General features: G+C 46.2%; 19 protein-coding genes. 16 read left to right on the top strand and 3 right to left on the bottom strand.

Annotated features, from left to right (window positions below; translation table 11 throughout):
• Positions 1 to 81: 81 nt before the first annotated feature.
• A complete protein-coding gene (locus OH459_RS08350; RefSeq protein ID WP_005449216.1) occupies positions 82 to 720 on the top strand; it encodes a FlgO family outer membrane protein in 639 nt (212 codons plus the stop codon).
• 9 nt (positions 721 to 729) lie between these two features.
• On the top strand, positions 730 to 1,161 hold the full coding sequence (flgP, locus tag OH459_RS08345) for a flagellar assembly lipoprotein FlgP (protein WP_005449214.1): 432 nt from the start codon (positions 730 to 732) through the stop codon (positions 1,159 to 1,161).
• A 153-nt stretch (positions 1,162 to 1,314) separates the two neighbouring features.
• On the opposite strand, the gene OH459_RS08340 is transcribed toward flgP, so the two are convergent.
• The 3 genes from OH459_RS08340 to flgA form a co-directional block, all read right to left on the bottom strand.
• The gene (locus tag OH459_RS08340) at positions 1,315 to 1,740 is read right to left on the bottom strand and encodes a flagella synthesis protein FlgN (protein ID WP_005449212.1); all 426 of its coding nucleotides are present in this window, start codon (positions 1,738 to 1,740) and stop codon (positions 1,315 to 1,317) included.
• A 26-nt stretch (positions 1,741 to 1,766) separates the two neighbouring features.
• Positions 1,767 to 2,081, bottom strand: a complete 315-nt coding sequence (gene flgM, locus OH459_RS08335) for a flagellar biosynthesis anti-sigma factor FlgM (RefSeq protein ID WP_005425628.1) — start codon at positions 2,079 to 2,081, stop codon at positions 1,767 to 1,769.
• A gap of 115 nt (positions 2,082 to 2,196) precedes the next feature.
• The gene (flgA, locus tag OH459_RS08330) at positions 2,197 to 2,943 is read right to left on the bottom strand and encodes a flagellar basal body P-ring formation chaperone FlgA (RefSeq protein ID WP_017818938.1); all 747 of its coding nucleotides are present in this window, start codon (positions 2,941 to 2,943) and stop codon (positions 2,197 to 2,199) included.
• A 76-nt stretch (positions 2,944 to 3,019) separates the two neighbouring features.
• Between flgA and OH459_RS08325 the strand changes: the two genes are divergently transcribed.
• The 14 genes from OH459_RS08325 (at position 3,020) to OH459_RS08260 (ending at position 17,707) form a co-directional block, all read left to right on the top strand.
• Positions 3,020 to 3,946: a chemotaxis protein CheV gene (locus OH459_RS08325; protein WP_005449208.1), complete on the top strand. Its 927-nt coding sequence runs from the start codon at positions 3,020 to 3,022 to the stop codon at positions 3,944 to 3,946.
• Between the two features lie 11 nt (positions 3,947 to 3,957).
• Positions 3,958 to 4,785, top strand: coding sequence for a protein-glutamate O-methyltransferase (locus OH459_RS08320; protein WP_009696835.1), 828 nt, complete (start codon positions 3,958 to 3,960; stop codon positions 4,783 to 4,785).
• A 345-nt stretch (positions 4,786 to 5,130) separates the two neighbouring features.
• Positions 5,131 to 5,526 carry a flagellar basal body rod protein FlgB gene (flgB, locus tag OH459_RS08315; RefSeq protein ID WP_005449205.1) on the top strand — a complete coding sequence of 132 codons (396 nt, stop codon included), beginning with the start codon at positions 5,131 to 5,133 and terminating at the stop codon, positions 5,524 to 5,526.
• 5 nt (positions 5,527 to 5,531) lie between these two features.
• On the top strand, positions 5,532 to 5,945 hold the full coding sequence (flgC, locus tag OH459_RS08310) for a flagellar basal body rod protein FlgC (RefSeq protein ID WP_005393132.1): 414 nt from the start codon (positions 5,532 to 5,534) through the stop codon (positions 5,943 to 5,945).
• Positions 5,946 to 5,962: 17 nt separating this feature from the next.
• Entirely contained in the window at positions 5,963 to 6,670 is a 708-nt protein-coding gene (gene flgD / locus OH459_RS08305) for a flagellar hook assembly protein FlgD (protein ID WP_005449203.1), read from the top strand.
• A 31-nt stretch (positions 6,671 to 6,701) separates the two neighbouring features.
• Complete coding sequence (flgE, locus tag OH459_RS08300; protein ID WP_005449201.1) at positions 6,702 to 8,015, top strand: flagellar hook protein FlgE; 1,314 nt, start codon at positions 6,702 to 6,704, stop codon at positions 8,013 to 8,015.
• Between the two features lie 314 nt (positions 8,016 to 8,329).
• Positions 8,330 to 9,079, top strand: coding sequence for a flagellar basal body rod protein FlgF (locus tag OH459_RS08295; RefSeq protein WP_005449199.1), 750 nt, complete (start codon positions 8,330 to 8,332; stop codon positions 9,077 to 9,079).
• 18 nt (positions 9,080 to 9,097) lie between these two features.
• Positions 9,098 to 9,886, top strand: a complete 789-nt coding sequence (gene flgG, locus OH459_RS08290) for a flagellar basal-body rod protein FlgG (RefSeq protein ID WP_005449197.1) — start codon at positions 9,098 to 9,100, stop codon at positions 9,884 to 9,886.
• A gap of 29 nt (positions 9,887 to 9,915) precedes the next feature.
• Positions 9,916 to 10,695: a flagellar basal body L-ring protein FlgH gene (gene flgH, locus OH459_RS08285; protein ID WP_005449195.1), complete on the top strand. Its 780-nt coding sequence runs from the start codon at positions 9,916 to 9,918 to the stop codon at positions 10,693 to 10,695.
• Positions 10,696 to 10,739: 44 nt separating this feature from the next.
• Complete coding sequence (locus OH459_RS08280; protein ID WP_005449193.1) at positions 10,740 to 11,831, top strand: flagellar basal body P-ring protein FlgI; 1,092 nt, start codon at positions 10,740 to 10,742, stop codon at positions 11,829 to 11,831.
• An 18-nt stretch (positions 11,832 to 11,849) separates the two neighbouring features.
• On the top strand, positions 11,850 to 12,776 hold the full coding sequence (flgJ, locus tag OH459_RS08275) for a flagellar assembly peptidoglycan hydrolase FlgJ (RefSeq protein WP_101904152.1): 927 nt from the start codon (positions 11,850 to 11,852) through the stop codon (positions 12,774 to 12,776).
• 167 nt (positions 12,777 to 12,943) lie between these two features.
• The gene (gene flgK, locus OH459_RS08270) at positions 12,944 to 14,857 is read left to right on the top strand and encodes a flagellar hook-associated protein FlgK (RefSeq protein WP_005449189.1); all 1,914 of its coding nucleotides are present in this window, start codon (positions 12,944 to 12,946) and stop codon (positions 14,855 to 14,857) included.
• A gap of 13 nt (positions 14,858 to 14,870) precedes the next feature.
• Positions 14,871 to 16,061 (top strand): flagellar hook-associated protein FlgL, encoded by a 1,191-nt coding sequence (gene flgL, locus OH459_RS08265; protein ID WP_038898467.1) that lies wholly within the window; start codon positions 14,871 to 14,873, stop codon positions 16,059 to 16,061.
• A 491-nt stretch (positions 16,062 to 16,552) separates the two neighbouring features.
• On the top strand, positions 16,553 to 17,707 hold the full coding sequence (locus OH459_RS08260; RefSeq protein WP_005449185.1) for a flagellin: 1,155 nt from the start codon (positions 16,553 to 16,555) through the stop codon (positions 17,705 to 17,707).
• The last annotated feature ends 438 nt before the right edge of the window (positions 17,708 to 18,145 follow it).

The raw sequence follows: 18,145 nt of genomic DNA, 5'->3' as shown, positions 1-18,145 counted from the left end.
AAGACTGTTCCAAGATTGCACTTTATAGAAATGAAGTCAGTAAAGAGCAGTAACACCTAAGATTATCTGGAGAATCAAACCATGAAAAGATGGCTTGTTGCCGCATCGATGATGACGCTTTTAACATCGTGCGCATACTCACCAATTTATAATGGTAAAGAACCGTACTCTGGCAGTCAGTTCATGTTAATGGACAGTCCACGCCATACGATGGATTTCTTTATTGAAAGCATGACTGAAGAGTTGATGGTTTCAAACGTTGCAGTGTCGTCACGTACGCCCGTTGCGATTACTTCTTTTGTCGACCTGCAAAACATGGATTCAACCAATTGGTTGGGTAACTCAGTATCGGAAGGGTTTATCCACCAGTTCCAACGTCGCGGTTTTAAAGTTGTCGACTTTAAAACGACAGGTTCAATCCAAGTAACCCAACAGGGTGATTTCGCTCTGAGCCGAGATTGGCAAGATCTGGCACAAGAGCAAGAGATCCAGTACGTATTGACGGGCACAATGCTACGTCAAGAAGGCGGTGTCCTCGTCAACGCACGCATTGTCGGTATGCAGAGCCGCATTGTTGTTGCTACGGCGCAAGGCTTCTTACCTGCGGACCGTATCGGTCGTGATCTGGATACGCTTAATAGCATCCGTACTCAAGATGGTGTGTTGATTCGTTCTGACCCAACCATCCGTCAGCCATACACAGTGATTCTCCGCCCGTAGGAAACAGACATGAAGAAGTTATTATTTATTATCGCGACCTTAGTGCTGGTGGGTTGTCAGCCTCTGCAGCAGATGCGTCAAGACGAAATTTTAGTGGCGGTGGGTTATGCAAGCGTTAGTGAGCAAACCGGTCGCACAATGGAAGAGAAGCGCGTTCGTGCAATGCGTGCATCTAAGATCGATGCGTACCGCGAACTTGCCGAGCAAGTATATGGCATGCGTGTAAGTGGTCGTGCGCAGTTGGAAGACCAACGTTTAGGCATTGAAAGCACAAGCGGTGCTGTAGACGGTGTGATTCGTGGTGCAGAAGTGGTACGTAGTTACTTAGTTGAAGACAGCTATGTGACAGAGTTGCGTTTGGATATCCGTAAGATGGATAAATTGCGCGACTACGGTGAAGTGCAGCAGGTGCCTGAGAAGCGTCAGCAGACCTTGTTCTAATTCAATCTTCACTAAACAGATGATCTTTTTGAGCGGCTGATTGGCAACAATTGGTCGCTTTTTTATTCGTGATACTTTTTGGGAATGAGTGAAGCTAATAAGCTTGCTGTATTAGACGGCAGTTTAAATAGACTGAGGGACAGAAGAAAAGGGCTAGGCTTTGATGTTGGTGCCTAGTGTGGAGATGGTGTGAGTTTTACCGCCGGAGTTGTAAGTCATGCCGACCTTTCCGTGCGTGCGTTGAAGCATGTTGTTGAGTTTATTGAAACTCGATTGGGCGCGATTGAGCGATTCACCATTCATTTGGTTTACTTGCTGACAATCGAGAACGATAGATTGGATTTGAGCGACAACCTGACTCAGGTTTTCATCTTCGGTAAGTTGATTGACGTGCGGGTGAGAGGCGATTCGCTGGTCGGTGGTTCTTAGTTGACCAATGAGTGTCATCTTTTCCTTGGCGAGTTTTTCGATCTCAGTAGACACACGAGCGCTGATCGCCTGTGTTTCTTGACGTAACACACCAGAAAGTGCTTTTGCATTTTCTAGTTGGAAGTTTACAAGATCGACTAATGCTGCCATGAATACTTACCTTGGGCCTAAGTCAGTTAGCTTTTGCCTTGCAATTCATTTTCAAACTTAATCATATTGTCAGCCAGTTTTTCTGGGTCAACTTTGTATGAACCGTTTGCAATTGCTTCTTTAATTGCCGCCACTTTCGCGCTGTCATAAGCCGGAGAAGCTGCCATATCCTTTTGGAGTTTGCTGACTGCTTTGCCTTGTTGGCTTAATGATACCGCGTCTTGTTGTGCTGGCGCTTTCTTTGATTCTGTTGTGCTGGTCGCACTAGAATCAGTACGTGCAGGAGCGCGACTTGTCGTCGTCATCATCTGACCTGAACGTATATTATCTATACCTGCCATATCTCAACCTTAAACTCGTATCGTAATACTGGTATCCAGACTATCGACCAAGCGCAAAATAACTTTAGAGATTTTTTGCATTTTTATTGATCGATTTGCCGTACACCAGCCTACCTTAGAAGGTGATGGTGATTTCCGCAATACCTGTCACAATTCCTTCTATTATACGTTGGGACTTATCATTTTTCACTCTTACTTGATCACCAGATGATCCATCTTGCAATGCCGTACCCTGTGTGGTGATGGTCATGCCGCCTTTTACGGCTCGAATCGTCACTTTTTCATTTCGGCAAACTACGCACACATCGTTACGTTCGACCACGTCACCCAAGCGAACATTGCGTTTTAACTTTGCGCCAACTACTTGCTCAAAGTTAGTAAAGCCATCTTTGCGAAAACGCTGAAGCTCGATCATTGATGTGGTGACATCTGAAGCGCTAATGATCTCGCCGCGACCCAATTGGCGGGTAGAAACGATCATTGGCACTGACGCTGAGATCCTAACTGGGACATAAACTTTCCAGTTGTCAGCCAGACATTCGACTAAGACGTTGATGTTGCTACGTGTGCTACTGGTTGATGATGCAGACGTTTCCAGTGGCTCTGGGCAATCCGTGGCTTTGATACGTGGATCAATATTTGCCGCATTGACTGTTAATTTCCCTCCCGCTGGCTGCTCTACCGTGCTAAGAATGTGCTGTTCAGCGGCGGTTCTGATTTGCTCAATTTGACTTTCCGTTGCTGAATGAACAAAAAAGCTAAACATACTGAGCAAAATGCCGATAAACTTAGCGTACTTTGTAAATAACGCTCTACATATTGTCATAGTAAATGGTGTCGAATTCATATTATGATACGCCATACTGTTTCTCTGGTATTATGCCTGCCAGTGGTAGAGTATCATTTAAAAACAAAAAGTTTGAGATGGAGATGAGCATATGACGGGGATTCTTGACTCGGTGAATCAGCGTACGCAACTCGTCGGCCAAAACCGATTGGAGCTACTTACTTTCCGATTGATGGGTCGACAGCGCTACGGCATTAACGTATTCAAAGTAAAAGAAGTACTTCAGTGCCCTAAGCTGACTTCGATGCCAAATCTACACCCGCTGGTTAAAGGTGTCGCTCATATCCGTGGCCATACCGTGTCAGTGATCGATTTAAGCTTGGCTATTGGTGGTCGTCCGACAACTGATATCGACAAGTGTTTTGTTGTGATCGCTGAGTTCAACCGAACAATCCAGGCGTTCTTGGTATCTTCTGTTGAGCGTATCATTAACATGCACTGGGAAGCGATTTTGCCGCCGCCAGATGGCGCAGGTAAAGCACACTACCTAACGGCAGTCACTAACATCGACAACGAGCTAGTTGAAATTCTGGACGTTGAGAAGATCTTGGCTGAGATTGCACCAGTAGATGAAACCATGGATTCAACCATCGGTGAGGAAATTGCAGTCGCAGAGCAAGAAAAGCCAATCGTACGTCGTATTTTGATTGCGGATGACTCTACGGTTGCGCGTAAACAGGTTGAAAGAGCAATTACTTCTATCGGATTTGAAGTTGTCTCTGTGAAAGATGGTAAAGAAGCGTACAATAAGCTGATCGAAATGGCACAAGAGGGTAGTATCTACGATCAGATCTCCTTGGTGATTTCGGATATCGAGATGCCAGAGATGGACGGCTATACCTTAACAGCTGAAATTCGCAGAAATGCAGATTTGAAGAACCTTTATGTTATCCTTCACTCCTCATTGAGTGGCGTCTTCAACCAAGCCATGGTTGAGCGTGTAGGTGCGAACACCTTCATAGCGAAATTTAACCCAGACGAATTGGGTAACGCGGTTAAATCTGCTTTAACACAATAAAAGAGACATTAATGACTGCTATTACAATCAGTGATCAAGAGTATCGTGACTTTAGCCGTTTTCTAGAATCACAATGTGGCATCGTATTAGGTGACAGCAAACAGTACCTAGTGCGCAGTCGACTGAGCCCGCTTGTGACTAAGTTCAAGCTTGCTTCTTTGTCGGATCTGCTGCGTGATGTCGTGACAGGTCGCAATCGTGAGCTGCGTATTGCTGCTGTTGATGCAATGACGACTAACGAAACATTGTGGTTCCGAGATACTTATCCGTTCACGGTATTAGCTGATAAACTATTGCCGGAGATGGCGGCAAACAAACGACCAATCAAAATTTGGTCTGCAGCCAGCTCGTCAGGTCAAGAACCTTACTCAATGGCGATGACTGTTCTGGAAACACAACAGCGTAAACCAGGACTGCTTCCGAACGTATCGATTACGGCTACGGACATCTCATCGAGCATGTTGGATATGTGTCGTGCGGGTTTGTACGACAACCTAGCATTGGGACGTGGTCTTTCTCCTGAGCGTCGCCGCACCTTCTTTGAAGATGCGGGAGACGGCCGCATGAAAGTGAAAGACAACGTAAAACGCCTAGTGAACTTCCGTCCTCAGAACTTGATGGACAGTTATGCACTTATGGGCAAATTCGACATCATCTTCTGTCGCAATGTACTGATTTACTTCTCGCCAGAGATGAAGTCTAAAGTACTAAACCAAATGGCAAACAGCCTTAACCCCGGTGGTTACTTATTGCTTGGTGCGTCAGAATCGCTAACAGGTTTGACTGACCGATTTGAAATGGTGCGCTGCAACCCTGGCATTATTTACAAGTTAAAATAGCGGACTCTTTAACCCATTCCAAAGCCTGACCTTGTGTCAGGCTTTTCTTTTTTATTCGATTTTCTTTTTCCTTGTCTTTTTCACGTCTCTTATTCTTACATCGCTTTTTCGCGCCCTTGTTCTAAAAGCTCACGCCATTTTTGCCTGCTCCCGACCATAGGGTGTATATTTTTTAAAGAGTCGAGCTGATTACTCGATTCGTATGACACTCCATCAATAACATTGGCTTGCTTATTGCAAACCATTACGTCGATAACTGAAGCGGCAAAATGGCATGTTCTATTTTTGGCACGCTAATTGCTTTTTAGTTATTAATTACGGTCAGTTCTTAATGTAGAGGCAAACATGGCTATATCTTTTGACAACGCACTAGGCATCCACCAGTACACGGTGGGCGTACGTGAGCGCAACGCGGAGGTGATTTCCACCAACATCGCGCAAGCAAACACGCCTGGTTATAAAGCAAGAGGTTTAGACTTTGCCAAGGAATTGCAGGCGGCAACATCTGGGGCAAGCATTGGTCTTAGTCGCACAGATGGTCGGCACATTCCTGCCACTACAACGTTGGTCGGGGACAAGTTATATCGTCTACCTACGCAACCAGATACGGGCGATGGCAACACGGTTGATTTGGATTTAGAGCGTAACTTGTTTATGCAAAACCAAATTAGACACCAAGCATCACTCGACTTTCTAGGCAGCAAATTCAAGAACTTAACCAAAGCAATCAAAGGGGAATAATTTAGATGAGCTTATTTAACGTTTTCAATGTGACAGGTTCCGCAATGAGCGCTGAGTCCGTTCGTCTGAATACTACCTCAAGCAACTTGGCGAATGCCGACAGTGTCAGCAGTTCTGCGAAAGACACTTATAAGGCTCGTCATGCTGTGTTTGGTGCTGAGTTAAGTAACGCCATGCGTGGCGGTGATACGGTGCCAGTGAAAGTGATGGGTATTGTAGAAAGCGATAAACCGCTTAGTGCGGAGTACAACCCTGACCATCCCCTTGCAAACGAGGAAGGCTACATCTACAAGCCTAACGTGAATGTAATGGAAGAAATGGCAAACATGATTTCAGCTTCTCGCGCATACCAAACTAATGTGCAAGTGGCTGATTCTAGTAAACAAATGCTGCTGCGTACGCTGCAGATGGGTCAATAAGGATAAGGGGGTAGCGTATGGCCGGAATTAACAACGTTGGTCAAAGCGGCTTGTCCTATATCGACCAGCTTAAAAGCCTACAAGAGAACAAGAAGACTGAAGAGAGTACTGGTAAGCAGGACCTGAAACAGGAAGACTTCCTATCTTTGCTCACTAAGCAATTGTCTCAACAGGACCCTTTTAAGCCGGTAAGTAATGACCAGATGATTGCGCAAATGGCGTCATTTGCGACCGTAGATGGCATTGGCAAGATGAACTCTCAGTTCGAGAGCTTAAACTCGTCAATGACATCAAACCAAGCGTTACAAGCTTCCTCTTTGGTTGGTCGTGACGTATTGGTCCCAGGTGCGGCGGGTGTGAAGCAAGACAATGCGGCAATGGCGGCAATGGTTAAGCTAGCACAACCGATCGACAACTTATTTGTCCGAGTAGAAAACGAAGCGGGCCAACTGGTGCGTACTTTTGAGGTAGGTGCGAAACCAGCCGGTGATACTCGTGTACTTTGGGACGGTAATGATGAAAACGGTAATCCGATGCCTGCTGGCAAATACAATGTGAAAGCGTCTGGCTTGGTAGAAGGGGAGTCTCAAGAGTTCCCAGTATCTACTTACGCGAACGTGAACAGTGTGTTGCTAGGCAAGGGTGACGGTAACGTATTACTCAATCTGGCAGGCTTTGAATCGCCAGTTCGACTTGCAGAAGTTTTGGAAGTTGGCAAAGCGTAATCAATAGCACGTCAGGTTAGGAGATTTTGGAATGTCATATGTATCTTTAAGCGGTTTGTCCTCCGCTCAACTGGATTTGAACACCACCAGTAACAACATTGCGAACGCCAACACGTACGGCTTTAAAGAGTCTCGTGCGGAATTCAGCGATGTGTACTCAAACTCTTTGTTCACTAACGCAAAAACCACTCCGGGTGGCGGTGCACAAGCGAACCAAGTGGCGCAACAGTTCCACGAAGGTTCAAGCATTTACACTAATAACCCAATGGATTTGCGTGTATCGGGTACGGGCTTCTTCGCGGTAGCGAAAGATCGTCTTATCCCACAACAAAATGAAATGACACGTAACGGTGCATTCCATTTGAACAAAGACAACTACATGGTAACAGCGAACGATGAGTTCCTACTAGGTTACCAAGTAAACCCAGAGTCTGGTGAGGTTTCATCTTACGAGCCACAACCAATCAATATTCCTGCAGAATTTGGTAAGCCAAAGCAAACAGCGAACATTGAAGTGGGTGTGAACTTACCTGCTAACGGTGATTTGAAAGATCCAACTCAGTTTGATTTTTCTGACCCGGATACATATAACCGCTCTACGTCTTCGACGATTTATGACTCAATGGGTCAGTCTTACAAGTTAACTACGTACTACTTGAAAGACCAAACTCAACCGAACACGTGGCAAACCTACTACACCGTGACAGATAAAGGTGGTGAGAAGCCATTGAACATCGCAAACGGTGATGCGGCAACGCCAACGGGTCATGTTGGTCACACAATGAAGTTCAACAACGACGGTACATTGGCGAGCCTAAACAATGGTCAGCCAATCACATCGGTAGCGTTGGGCGATCCTGCGACAAACACGACACCACTTGATCTGAACGGTGCGGACATTGCGCAAACACTTAACTTTGGTCTAGGTTCAGCAACACAGTTTGCCGCTCCATTTGAGCTAACTAAGTTCGATGAAGATGGTGCGACAACAGGCTTCCTAACCAAAGTCGACTTTGATGAGAACGGTAGCGTGTTGGGTACTTACTCAAACGGTGAAAACGTAACATTGGGTCGTGTAGCGCTGGTTCGTGTTCCTAACGAGCAAGGTTTGGATAAAAAAGGCGGTACTCAATGGGATTCAACACAGTTCTCTGGTGACAAGATCTGGGGTGAATCTAACAAGGGCTCTTTCGGTACTATTAACAACGGTATGCTAGAGCAATCAAACATTGATATGACTCAGGAGCTGGTGGATCTGATCTCTGCTCAGCGTAACTTCCAAGCGAACTCTCGTGCGCTAGAAGTACATAACCAGCTACAACAAAATATCCTGCAGATTCGCTAGAGCGCTAGTTGATAGCTCACTAGGTAATCTGTTTAATCAAACGCTGCGCTTGCCGCTTCGTTTGATAACATCATGACATTCATCTGATGCTCAACCTGAAATTACCTCAATTCAGGTTGGGCATGCTTTGATCTCCAGCTTGCCGCTATTGCCGCTAAGCGGATCAAAACATTGCCTCTCTTTTGGTTGATTCTCATTGAATTGCCATCTTAAAGACTGCATTTCATATTCAAGTCTTTGATTAATAACATCATTTTAATGTTGGCATAACTATTGCTTTTACTCCTTCGTACAGAGAATTTTTGGAGTAATTTATGGATCGCGCACTGTTTCTCGCAATGAGCGGCGCCAAGCAAAATATGCAGGCCCTGCAATTGCGTGCCAACAACTTGGCAAACGTGAGTACAACGGGTTTCCGTGCTGACTTGGCACAAGCTCGTTCTATGCAAGCTTATGGTGAAGGTTTACCTTCACGTGTATTCAGCATGACGGAACGTCCAGGGCACAACTTTGCGCAAGGTAGTGTGATCACTACAGGTCGCGATCTTGATATTACAGTGGAAGGCAGCGGTTGGATTGCGGTTATGGACCAAACTGGTAAAGAAGGTTTGACGCGTAACGGTAACCTAAAAGTTGATCAAAATGGCTTACTGACAAACGCTAGTGGTCATGTGGTACTAGGCGAAAACGACGCGCCAATTACGTTACCCATTCCAGTCTCCAAAATCGAAATCGGTCGTGATGGCACCATCTCTGTACTGCCTCAAGGTGCGCCGGCCGAAGAATTAGAAGTGGTTGATCGTATTAAGCTTGTACGCACAGACGATCAAAGCTTATTTAAAGATACCAATGGCTTATTCCGCCATAAAACTCCAAACCAGCCTTACGAAGCAGACGGCACTATCAGCATCCAAACTGGTGCAATTGAAGGTAGTAACGTAAATGCCGTGGGTGAAATGACTGCTCTGATTGACCTTCAGCGTCAGTTTGAAATGCAAGTCAAGATGATGAGCACCGCTGAAGAGATGGATAAATCTTCAGATTCATTGCTTCGTATGAGTTAACAGAGTTAGAGGTTCACAATGCATCCAGCACTATGGGTAAGTAAAACGGGTCTAGATGCCCAGCAGACCAACATCGCAACGATTTCGAACAACTTGGCGAACGCCTCTACCGTGGGCTACAAAAAAAGCCGCGCGGTATTCGAAGATCTTTTCTACCAAAACATTAACCAGCCTGGCGGTCAATCGTCTCAAAACACTGAACTGCCAAGTGGTTTGATGCTGGGTGCCGGCTCTAAAGTGGTTGCGACACAAAAAGTGCACACGCACGGTAACGCGCAAACTACAACTAACGCTCTCGATATGATGGTAGAGGGTGATGGCTTTTTCCAAGTGACACTGCCAGACGGCAACATTGGTTACACTCGTAACGGTCAGTTCACGCTAAACGGCGAAGGTACGCTAGTGACCTCTGGCTCCGGTTACCCAGTTGAGCCAGAGATCGTGATTCCTGAAGATGCTATCTCGATTACTGTCGGTACTGACGGTGAAGTCTCTGTACGTATCCGTGGTGAGCAAAACAACGTTGTGGTTGGTCAGTTAACCATTACCGATTTCGTAAACCCTGGTGGTCTAGAGCCAATCGGTCAAAACCTTTACCTACCAACAGGCGCAAGCGGTGACCCACAAGAAGGTGTCCCAGGTCTTGATGGTTTGGGCGAAATTCGTCAATCCATGCTTGAAGCATCAAACGTGAACGTAACTGAAGAGTTGGTCAACATGATCGAAGCGCAGCGCGTGTATGAAATGAACTCAAAAGTGATCTCATCTGTCGACAAGATGATGAGCTTCGTTAACCAGCAGCTTTAATCGCTAGAATCGGGATTTAGGAGCCAATGATGAAACGTATTTGTCTACTTGCACTTATCGCTACGATGTCTGGCTGTACGATGCTAGAGCCTATCGAAACAGATGAAGTCAGCCAAGCAACAACAGTGGTTGATGCGGTTGAAGGCGATAAGTCGAAAGACGAGAGCAGCGGCATCATTGATACTCTGCGTGGCAGAAGCGATCCAGTAGCAGGCGATCCGGCATGGGCCCCGATTCATCCTAAGCAAAAGCCAGAGCATTACGCGGCGGCAACGGGCTCTTTGTTTAGCGCAGAACACATTACTGACCTGTACGATGACTCTAAACCTCGTGGCATTGGTGACATCATTACCGTGACGCTCGATGAGACGACTCGTGCGACTAAGAGTGCAAATGCGGATCTATCGAAAACCAACGACGCGAAGATGGAACCGCTGTCGGTGGGTGGTCAAGAGCTGCAAGTGGGCGGTAAGTACAACTTCTCTTACGATTTGAACAACACCAACACGTTTGCTGGCGATTCTTCGGCGAAACAGAGTAACAGCATCAGCGGTTACATTACGGTGGAAGTGATTGAGGTGCTGGCAAACGGCAACCTAGTGATCCGTGGCGAAAAGTGGATGACGCTAAATACGGGTGACGAGTACATTCGCCTGAGCGGCACAATTCGTCCTGATGACATCAACTTCGACAATACTATTGCGTCAAATCGCGTATCTAACGCAAGAATTCAATACTCTGGCACGGGTCTACCACAAGATATGCAAGAGCCTGGTTTCTTGGCACGATTCTTTAATGTAGCCCTATAAAACGCCGCATTGACGGCAATTTGACGGCAAGAGATTAAGTAAGCATGAAAAGAATCCTATTAGCACTGATGAGCGTTGCACTGTTCGCAACCACAGCCCAAGCTGCACGTATCAAAGACGTCGCGCAGGTGGCAGGTGTGCGTAGTAACCAACTCGTGGGTTATGGCTTGGTTTCAGGCTTACCAGGAACGGGTGAATCCAATCCGTTTACAGAACAAAGCTTCGCGGCAATGCTGCAAAACTTCGGCATTCAGATGCCGCCGGGCACAAAGCCAAAGATCAAAAACGTTGCCGCAGTAATGGTAACGGCTGAACTACCTGCGTTTTCGAAACCGGGTCAGCAAGTTGACGTGACGGTTTCTTCAATCGGCAGCGCGAAAAGTTTACGTGGCGGTACCTTGTTACAAACTTTCCTAAAAGGTCTAGATGGACAAGTTTATGCCGTTGCTCAAGGTAATCTTGTTGTCAGTGGTTTCAGTGCAGAAGGTGCCGACGGCTCAAAAATCGTTGGTAACAACCCGACGGTCGGTCTTATCTCTAGCGGTGCAACAGTAGAGCGTGAAATCCCAAACCCATTTGGGCGTGGCGACTACATCACATTTAACCTACTGGATTCTGATTTCACGACTGCGCAGCGTATGGCTGATGCGGTAAACAACTTCCTTGGTCCTCAGATGGCAAGTGCTGTCGATGCCACGTCTGTGCGTGTTCGTGCTCCACGAGACATCAGCCAACGCGTTGCATTCCTATCGGCAATTGAGAACCTAGAGTTTGACCCGGCAGATGGCGCAGCAAAGATCATTGTTAACTCTCGCACTGGCACTATCGTGGTCGGTAAGCATGTCCGTCTTAAACCAGCGGCCGTAACGCATGGTGGTATGACCGTCGCAATCAAAGAAAACCTTAACGTTAGTCAGCCGAACAGCTTCTCTGGTGGTCAAACGGTTGTCGTGCCGGATTCTGATATCGAAGTGAGTGAAGAAAAAGGCAAGATGTTCAAGTTTGAACCGGGTTTGACACTGGATGATCTCGTTCGTGCAGTTAATGAAGTTGGTGCAGCACCTTCTGATTTAATGGCGATTCTGCAAGCATTAAAACAAGCTGGTGCCATTGAAGGCCAGTTGATCATCATCTAATCGATTAGGAGGCAAACCATGGTGAACAATCCTAACGATATCGGCTTTATTCACGACATCAGCTCCCTTGATACGCTGCGTCAGAAAGCCGTAAAAGAAGGCAAAGACGGCGAGCATGAAGCACTGCGTGCGGCTGCTCGTCAGTTTGAATCTATCTTTACGTCGATGATGCTGAAATCAATGCGCGAGGCGAATGAAGGCTTCGAATCGAACTTCATGAATAGTCAGAACGAAAAGTTCTACCGCCAAATGCTTGATGAACAAATGGCAAGTGAACTGAGTGCTTCAGGTTCAATGGGGCTAGCTGACATGATTGTTAAGCAGTTGACGGTAGGCCAGGGCGATGACAAGAGTGAAACAGCAATGCGCGATGCGGCAAACAATGCTGTGGAATATCGTCGTGTAGACCCTAAAAAAGCGCGCGAGATTGAGCAGCGCTTGATTGAATCGGGTCAGTTGTCTCGTCCTAGTTCAGAGCCGTCACGTTTTGATACACCAGAATCCTTCGTTAACTCGATGAAGCCTTACGCTGATCGCGCAGCAAAAGCACTGGGTGTCGAGCCGTCATTACTGCTTGCTCAAGCCGCGCTAGAAACAGGCTGGGGGCAAAAGGTGGTGAAGAATGCGCGTGGTAGCAGCAACAACTTATTCAACATCAAAGCGGACAGAAGCTGGCAGGGTGATAAGGTAACGACTCAAACCTTGGAATTCCATGACAATACGCCAGTGAAAGAGACTGCAGCATTCCGCTCTTACTCTAACTACCAAGACAGCTTTAATGATTATGTGCGTTTCTTGAATGAAAATCCGCGCTACGAAACCGCTCTTCAACAGAAAGGTGATTCGGAATCATTTATTCGTGGTATCCATAGTGCAGGTTACGCAACCGATCCAAATTACGCAGACAAAGTACTGCAGGTGAAGCAGAAAATCGAGAGCATGTAATTCATAACGATTTTGAATGCTTAAGACACTTCTTGATAAGGCTTGCTATGGTGCAAGCCTTTCTTTTTTCCTAGGTTTCTCTTTCTTTTCTAAACTGGCACATCTTTTGCTAAATGCTAACTAGGTGATCGGTCAATACCGATTTTATTTCGTTTTTGGGGGCATGTATGGCGTCAGATCTGTTGAATGTGGGTACACAAAGTGTGCTTACTGCTCAGCGACAGTTGAATACGACTGGTCATAACATTTCTAATGCTAATACAGAGGGTTACAGCCGTCAGTCTGTTATCCAAGGCACCAATGACCCACGCCAATTTGGCGGCTCTACCTACGGCATGGGCGTGCATGTGGAAAATGTTCGCCGCTCATGGGATGAATTTGCCGTTAAAGAGCTTAATTTGTCCACCACCAACTACGCCAATAAGCTAGATAACGAAAAGAACCTCGATTTGCTGTCTGGCATGTTGTCTTCTGTGGCATCGAAAAAGATCCCAGAGAACATGAACGAATGGTTTGATGCTGTGAAAACCATGGCGGACACTCCCAATGACATGGGGGCGCGTAAAGTAGTGTTGGAAAAAGCCAAACTGCTTAGCGATACCTTAAACGAATTCCACGAAACCGTACGTCAGCAATCCGATGTGACGAATAAGTCACTGGATATGGGCATTGAACGCGTGAACCAACTTGCCGTTGAGATCCGCGATGTTCATCGATTGATGATGCGAACTCCAGGTCCTCATAACGATTTGATGGACCAACATGAAAAGCTGATTAAAGAGCTGTCTGAATACACCAAAGTTACCGTGACCCCGCGAAAAAACGCTGAAGGTTTCAATGTGCATATTGGTAACGGACATACGCTTGTTTCAGGCACGGAAGCTAGCCAGCTGAAGATGATTGATGGCTTTCCTGACGTCCATGAACGTCGTCTTGCTATGGTTGAAGGTGGCGGCATTAAAGCGATCAAATCGGACGATATTGACGGCAAAATTGGGGCACTATTGAAAATGCGCGACGAGCACATCCCTCAAGTGATGGATGAACTTGGTCGCCTATCGGTTGCTTTTTCAAGTGAAGTGAACCACTTGCAATCACAAGGTTTGGACCACTACGGCAATGTCGGTGACCCTTTGTTTACCGATGTGAACTCAGAGCCGTTAGCGAAATCTCGTGTAGTAGCCGGACCTCAATCTACTGCTGATATGGCGGTATACATCAACGACATTAGTGCGCTGAAAGGCGGTGAGTATTCGCTTCGTTACGATGGCGACAGCTACAGTGTGACGAAGCCGAATGGTGAAACCGTTAAGCTGAACACTGATTCAGGGAATGCGTTCTATCTTGATGGTATGCGAGTGGAAGTGCGCAATGAACCTAAAGTCGGTGAGCACATTTTACTTCGCCCAACGCGCAGCAGTGCGGCACAAATAAAAGTTGAAACCAACGACCCAAAAGCCATTGCAGCGCAAAGCTATGAAGCGTCAACCACATTCGCTCAAGGCAACGCGAAGTTTGAAATCGTTGACGCAGGTGACCTACGAGAGTTTGAGGTAGTGGTTTCTCCTACCGGCGATCAATTTGCTGTTACGGACACCAAAGGCAATGTGCTTATGGCTCCGCAGCCATACCCACCAACTGGACCTGTGTCGGTAAGCCTACCAAGTAACCATCCGGGTTATAAAAATGGTGGCGCAACGGTATTTGAGCTCACGAGTGGTGCATTACCTAACGATAAGTTTACGGCCAACCTTGTGCCTTCTGAAGGTGATAACGGCAACTTACGTAAGATGCTGAATATTCAAACCGACAAGAAGATGAACGGCAATGAGTCGACTCTGGTTAGTCTTTACTACAACTTGAACACAGATGTGGGTTTGAAGACATCCACTGCAAGTCGCTTAGCCGATGTTGCTCAATTAGAAAGTGAAGCAGCGCAAGAGCGAGTGGCGTCGATCTCGGGGGTAAACCTCGATGAAGAAGCGGCAAACATGATGAAGTTCCAACAGGCGTATATGGCCTCTTCTCGTGTGATGCAGGCGGCAAATGACACCTTCAACACCATCTTGCAATTGCGATAACAGGAGGCCGTAGATGTTAACTCGAATTTCCAGCTTCCATAACTACCAGTCGGTGCAAAACGATTTGCGCCGTCAGGAAAACAAAGTTCACCACAATCAGGAGCAACTTGCTTCTGGTAAGCAGTTGACCAAGCCGAGCGATAACCCGTTGGCGACGCACTACATACAGAGTATTGGTCAACAAGAAGAACAGCTAAAGCAGTACCTTGATGCAATCGTTCTGGTTCGTAACCGACTAGAAAACCAAGAGGTCGTGATTGCCAATGCTGAGGAGTTCACCGATGAATCGAAGCGTATTTCGATGGAAATGATCAACGGTGCTTACTCTCCAGAAGACCGTGCCGCGAAAAAGCGCGAGCTTGAAGAGATTGCCAATAACTTCTTGGCGCTAGTGAACACTCAAGATGAATCAGGTAACTACGTTTTTGCCGGTACTAAGCCGAAAACTCAGCCGTTTTTTAGAGATAACGATGGCAGCGTTGTGTACACCGGCGATGATTACCAACGCAAGATGAAGATTGCGAGCAATATTGAGCTAGGCATCAACTACCCGGGTAACCACTTGTTTTCAGAGATCCCGAATCCGTTTGGTGATTTCGAACCACAATACGATTTACAAGAAGGCTCTGAGTTGTTGCTTGGTCAAGCAACGAGTGCGTCAGAAGATAACTCAAACTACAAAGTGACCTTTGTGGATATGAGTAACGGCAAGTTTGGTTATCAGTTAGAAAAAGATGGCAGCATCGTGCAGGTTGATGATTATTCACCTGTTGATGGCATCAAATACGAAGGCGTGAATATTCAGCTTAAAGGTCAAGTATCGGCTGGCGACAGCATTGCGTTAGAGCCACGCCAAACCTTTAGTATTTTTGATGCGTTTAGAGAAACCATGCAATGGTCGGAGAGCTCAGTATCAGACGCTTCGGCGACCGCGAAGCTGCATCAAATGACAGAAGAATTCCAAGCGGCATTTGTTCATATGAACAAAGTAAGAACCGATTTGGGTGCTAAGTTGAGCACGCTCGATATTCAAGAGCAAAACCACGAAGATTTTAATTTGTCTCTGGCGAAAGCGAAGAGCAATTTTGAGGATTTGGATTATTCCAAGGCGGTCATCGAGTTCAGCGAGAACTCACGTGCACTGCAAGCCTCGCAACAGGCTTTTGGTAAAACCAAAGACCTAACGCTATTTAACTATATTTAGCGACACTTAATTCGATCTAGCGCTGCTGAAACCTAGCGAGATGCCCATAGCATCTGAATGGAAGAGTAACGCCTTTAATCCGTAATTTTAATGCCTTATGTGCAAAGCCTTAAGCGCGAGAAATCAACGGAAAATGCCGAGTAATGCGAGCCAAGCGGCACGATTTTACCGAAAGCGGCAATGAGGTTCGCGGCAAATCAAGCGGCAATAGATCAACAACTGGCTGATAACGTAACTCAGCAGAAGGAAAAGGCGAATACGCCCTTTCATTGCTGAACTAACTTGTTGTTTATTTGCTCGTTTTTAAAAGAGTGAGTTATTAAACTCAAGTTGGCACACAAATTGTATTGATGTTGTCAGAACAGACTTACGAGATTCTAAACCCTGCCATATAGGCAGATTTAGCAAGTAATTTTTACGGTCAGTGCTTATCCAAATGAGAGTAAAGCTGGCCGCTTCGCAAAAGCTTGCGAACTCAAAAGGAGAGCAAAATGGCTGTAACAGTTAGTACTAACGTCTCCGCGATGACCGCGCAGCGTTATTTAAACAAGGCGACCAACGAACTTAATACTTCGATGGAACGTCTTTCATCTGGTCACAAGATTAACAGTGCAAAAGACGACGCAGCAGGTCTACAGATCTCTAACCGTCTAACGGCTCAGTCTCGTGGTCTAGATGTGGCAATGCGTAACGCAAATGACGGTATCTCGATTGCCCAAACGGCAGAAGGTGCGATGAACGAAGCGACGTCAGTAATGCAACGTATGCGTGACTTGGCGATCCAATCTTCAAACGGTACTAACTCTCCGGCTGAGCGTCAGGCGATCAACGAAGAATCATCAGCGTTGACGGATGAACTAAACCGTATCGCAGAAACGACATCATTTGGTGGTCGTCGTCTATTGAACGGTTCGTTTGGTGAAGCAGCATTCCAAATTGGTTCAAGCTCTGGTGAAGCAATGATCATGGCCCTAACAAGCATCCGTGCGGATGACCAACGTATGGGCGGTGTGACTTTCTTCTCTGAGAATGGCAAAGACAAAGACTGGGGTGTTGATCCTGCTAAAGCAGATCTAAAAATCACACTACCAGGTATGGGTGAAGATGAAGATGGCAACCCAGATGATCTAGAAATCAGCATCAATGCGAAAGCAGGCGATGATATTGAAGAGTTGGCAACGTACATCAACGGCCAATCTGATATGATTAACGCATCGGTGAGTGAAGACGGCAAGCTGCAAGTATTTGTAGCGCACCCGAACGTTCAAGGTGAGATTTCAATCTCTGGTGGTCTAGCTTCTGATTTGGGTTTAAGTGACGAGCCAGTACGTACATCAGTACAAGACATCGATATGACAACCGTGCAAGGTTCTCAAAACGCGATTTCAGTATTGGATTCAGCACTTAAGTATGTTGATTCACAACGTGCAGACCTAGGTGCGAAGCAAAACCGTCTAAGCCACAGCATCAACAACTTGGCAAACATCCAAGAAAACGTCGATGCGTCTAACAGCCGAATTAAAGATACGGACTTTGCGAAAGAAACAACGCAAATGACCAAAGCGCAAATTTTGCAACAAGCAGGTACTTCGATTCTTGCTCAAGCGAAACAATTGCCAAACTCTGCGATGTCACTATTGCAGTAGTTTACCTAGCCTGTACTCAATACATTCAGACGTGGATGGGAATGCAGGCTTTTGGCAAGCAACTTTATAATAGAATGTGCGGCTCTCTCATCTCTCACCTGCCAATCATTTTCAATGTAAGGTTGCACCCGGTGTGTCGGATATGTGTTCATTTCTCTTGATCTCCACATAGGCTCTGGCTACCAACCTAGCCCCGGTTCTCTCAAAGGAAAAGGGGCTTTTTCTTTTCTATCTTCCAGCAAATCTCCTTACTGATACCGCTCTAACTGACTGCTTTTATTCGCTTTTGGTTGTTTTATGTACAAAACATTCCGCTCGGCGTGAATCTAAGAAACTTGAGCGCTTTTTTCTACTTTTCTCCAATTTTTCTAGCCAAATCTCGCTAATTCACTTTTTTTTATTTTTTTCTAAAGCTTCTGAAATCCGAGTCGTTAATAG

The sequence above is a fragment of the Vibrio sp. MM46 genome, from assembly GCF_027587135.1.
GTDB lineage: Bacteria > Pseudomonadota > Gammaproteobacteria > Enterobacterales > Vibrionaceae > Vibrio > Vibrio harveyi.
This window is presented reverse-complemented; position numbering and strand designations above follow the sequence as displayed.

Excerpts from the sequence above, each read along its gene's own strand:
- OH459_RS08350 (WP_005449216.1), top strand. The coding sequence starts at position 82 with ATGAAAAGATGGCTTGTTGCCGCATCGATGATGACGCTTTTAACATCG.
- flgP (WP_005449214.1), top strand. The coding sequence starts at position 730 with ATGAAGAAGTTATTATTTATTATCGCGACCTTAGTGCTGGTGGGTTGT.
- OH459_RS08340 (WP_005449212.1), bottom strand. The coding sequence starts at position 1,740 with ATGGCAGCATTAGTCGATCTTGTAAACTTCCAACTAGAAAATGCAAAA.
- flgM (WP_005425628.1), bottom strand. The coding sequence starts at position 2,081 with ATGGCAGGTATAGATAATATACGTTCAGGTCAGATGATGACGACGACA.
- flgA (WP_017818938.1), bottom strand. The coding sequence starts at position 2,943 with ATGGCGTATCATAATATGAATTCGACACCATTTACTATGACAATATGT.
- OH459_RS08325 (WP_005449208.1), top strand. The coding sequence starts at position 3,020 with ATGACGGGGATTCTTGACTCGGTGAATCAGCGTACGCAACTCGTCGGC.
- OH459_RS08320 (WP_009696835.1), top strand. The coding sequence starts at position 3,958 with ATGACTGCTATTACAATCAGTGATCAAGAGTATCGTGACTTTAGCCGT.
- flgB (WP_005449205.1), top strand. The coding sequence starts at position 5,131 with ATGGCTATATCTTTTGACAACGCACTAGGCATCCACCAGTACACGGTG.
- flgC (WP_005393132.1), top strand. The coding sequence starts at position 5,532 with ATGAGCTTATTTAACGTTTTCAATGTGACAGGTTCCGCAATGAGCGCT.
- flgD (WP_005449203.1), top strand. The coding sequence starts at position 5,963 with ATGGCCGGAATTAACAACGTTGGTCAAAGCGGCTTGTCCTATATCGAC.
- flgE (WP_005449201.1), top strand. The coding sequence starts at position 6,702 with ATGTCATATGTATCTTTAAGCGGTTTGTCCTCCGCTCAACTGGATTTG.
- OH459_RS08295 (WP_005449199.1), top strand. The coding sequence starts at position 8,330 with ATGGATCGCGCACTGTTTCTCGCAATGAGCGGCGCCAAGCAAAATATG.
- flgG (WP_005449197.1), top strand. The coding sequence starts at position 9,098 with ATGCATCCAGCACTATGGGTAAGTAAAACGGGTCTAGATGCCCAGCAG.
- flgH (WP_005449195.1), top strand. The coding sequence starts at position 9,916 with ATGAAACGTATTTGTCTACTTGCACTTATCGCTACGATGTCTGGCTGT.
- OH459_RS08280 (WP_005449193.1), top strand. The coding sequence starts at position 10,740 with ATGAAAAGAATCCTATTAGCACTGATGAGCGTTGCACTGTTCGCAACC.
- flgJ (WP_101904152.1), top strand. The coding sequence starts at position 11,850 with ATGGTGAACAATCCTAACGATATCGGCTTTATTCACGACATCAGCTCC.
- flgK (WP_005449189.1), top strand. The coding sequence starts at position 12,944 with ATGGCGTCAGATCTGTTGAATGTGGGTACACAAAGTGTGCTTACTGCT.
- flgL (WP_038898467.1), top strand. The coding sequence starts at position 14,871 with ATGTTAACTCGAATTTCCAGCTTCCATAACTACCAGTCGGTGCAAAAC.
- OH459_RS08260 (WP_005449185.1), top strand. The coding sequence starts at position 16,553 with ATGGCTGTAACAGTTAGTACTAACGTCTCCGCGATGACCGCGCAGCGT.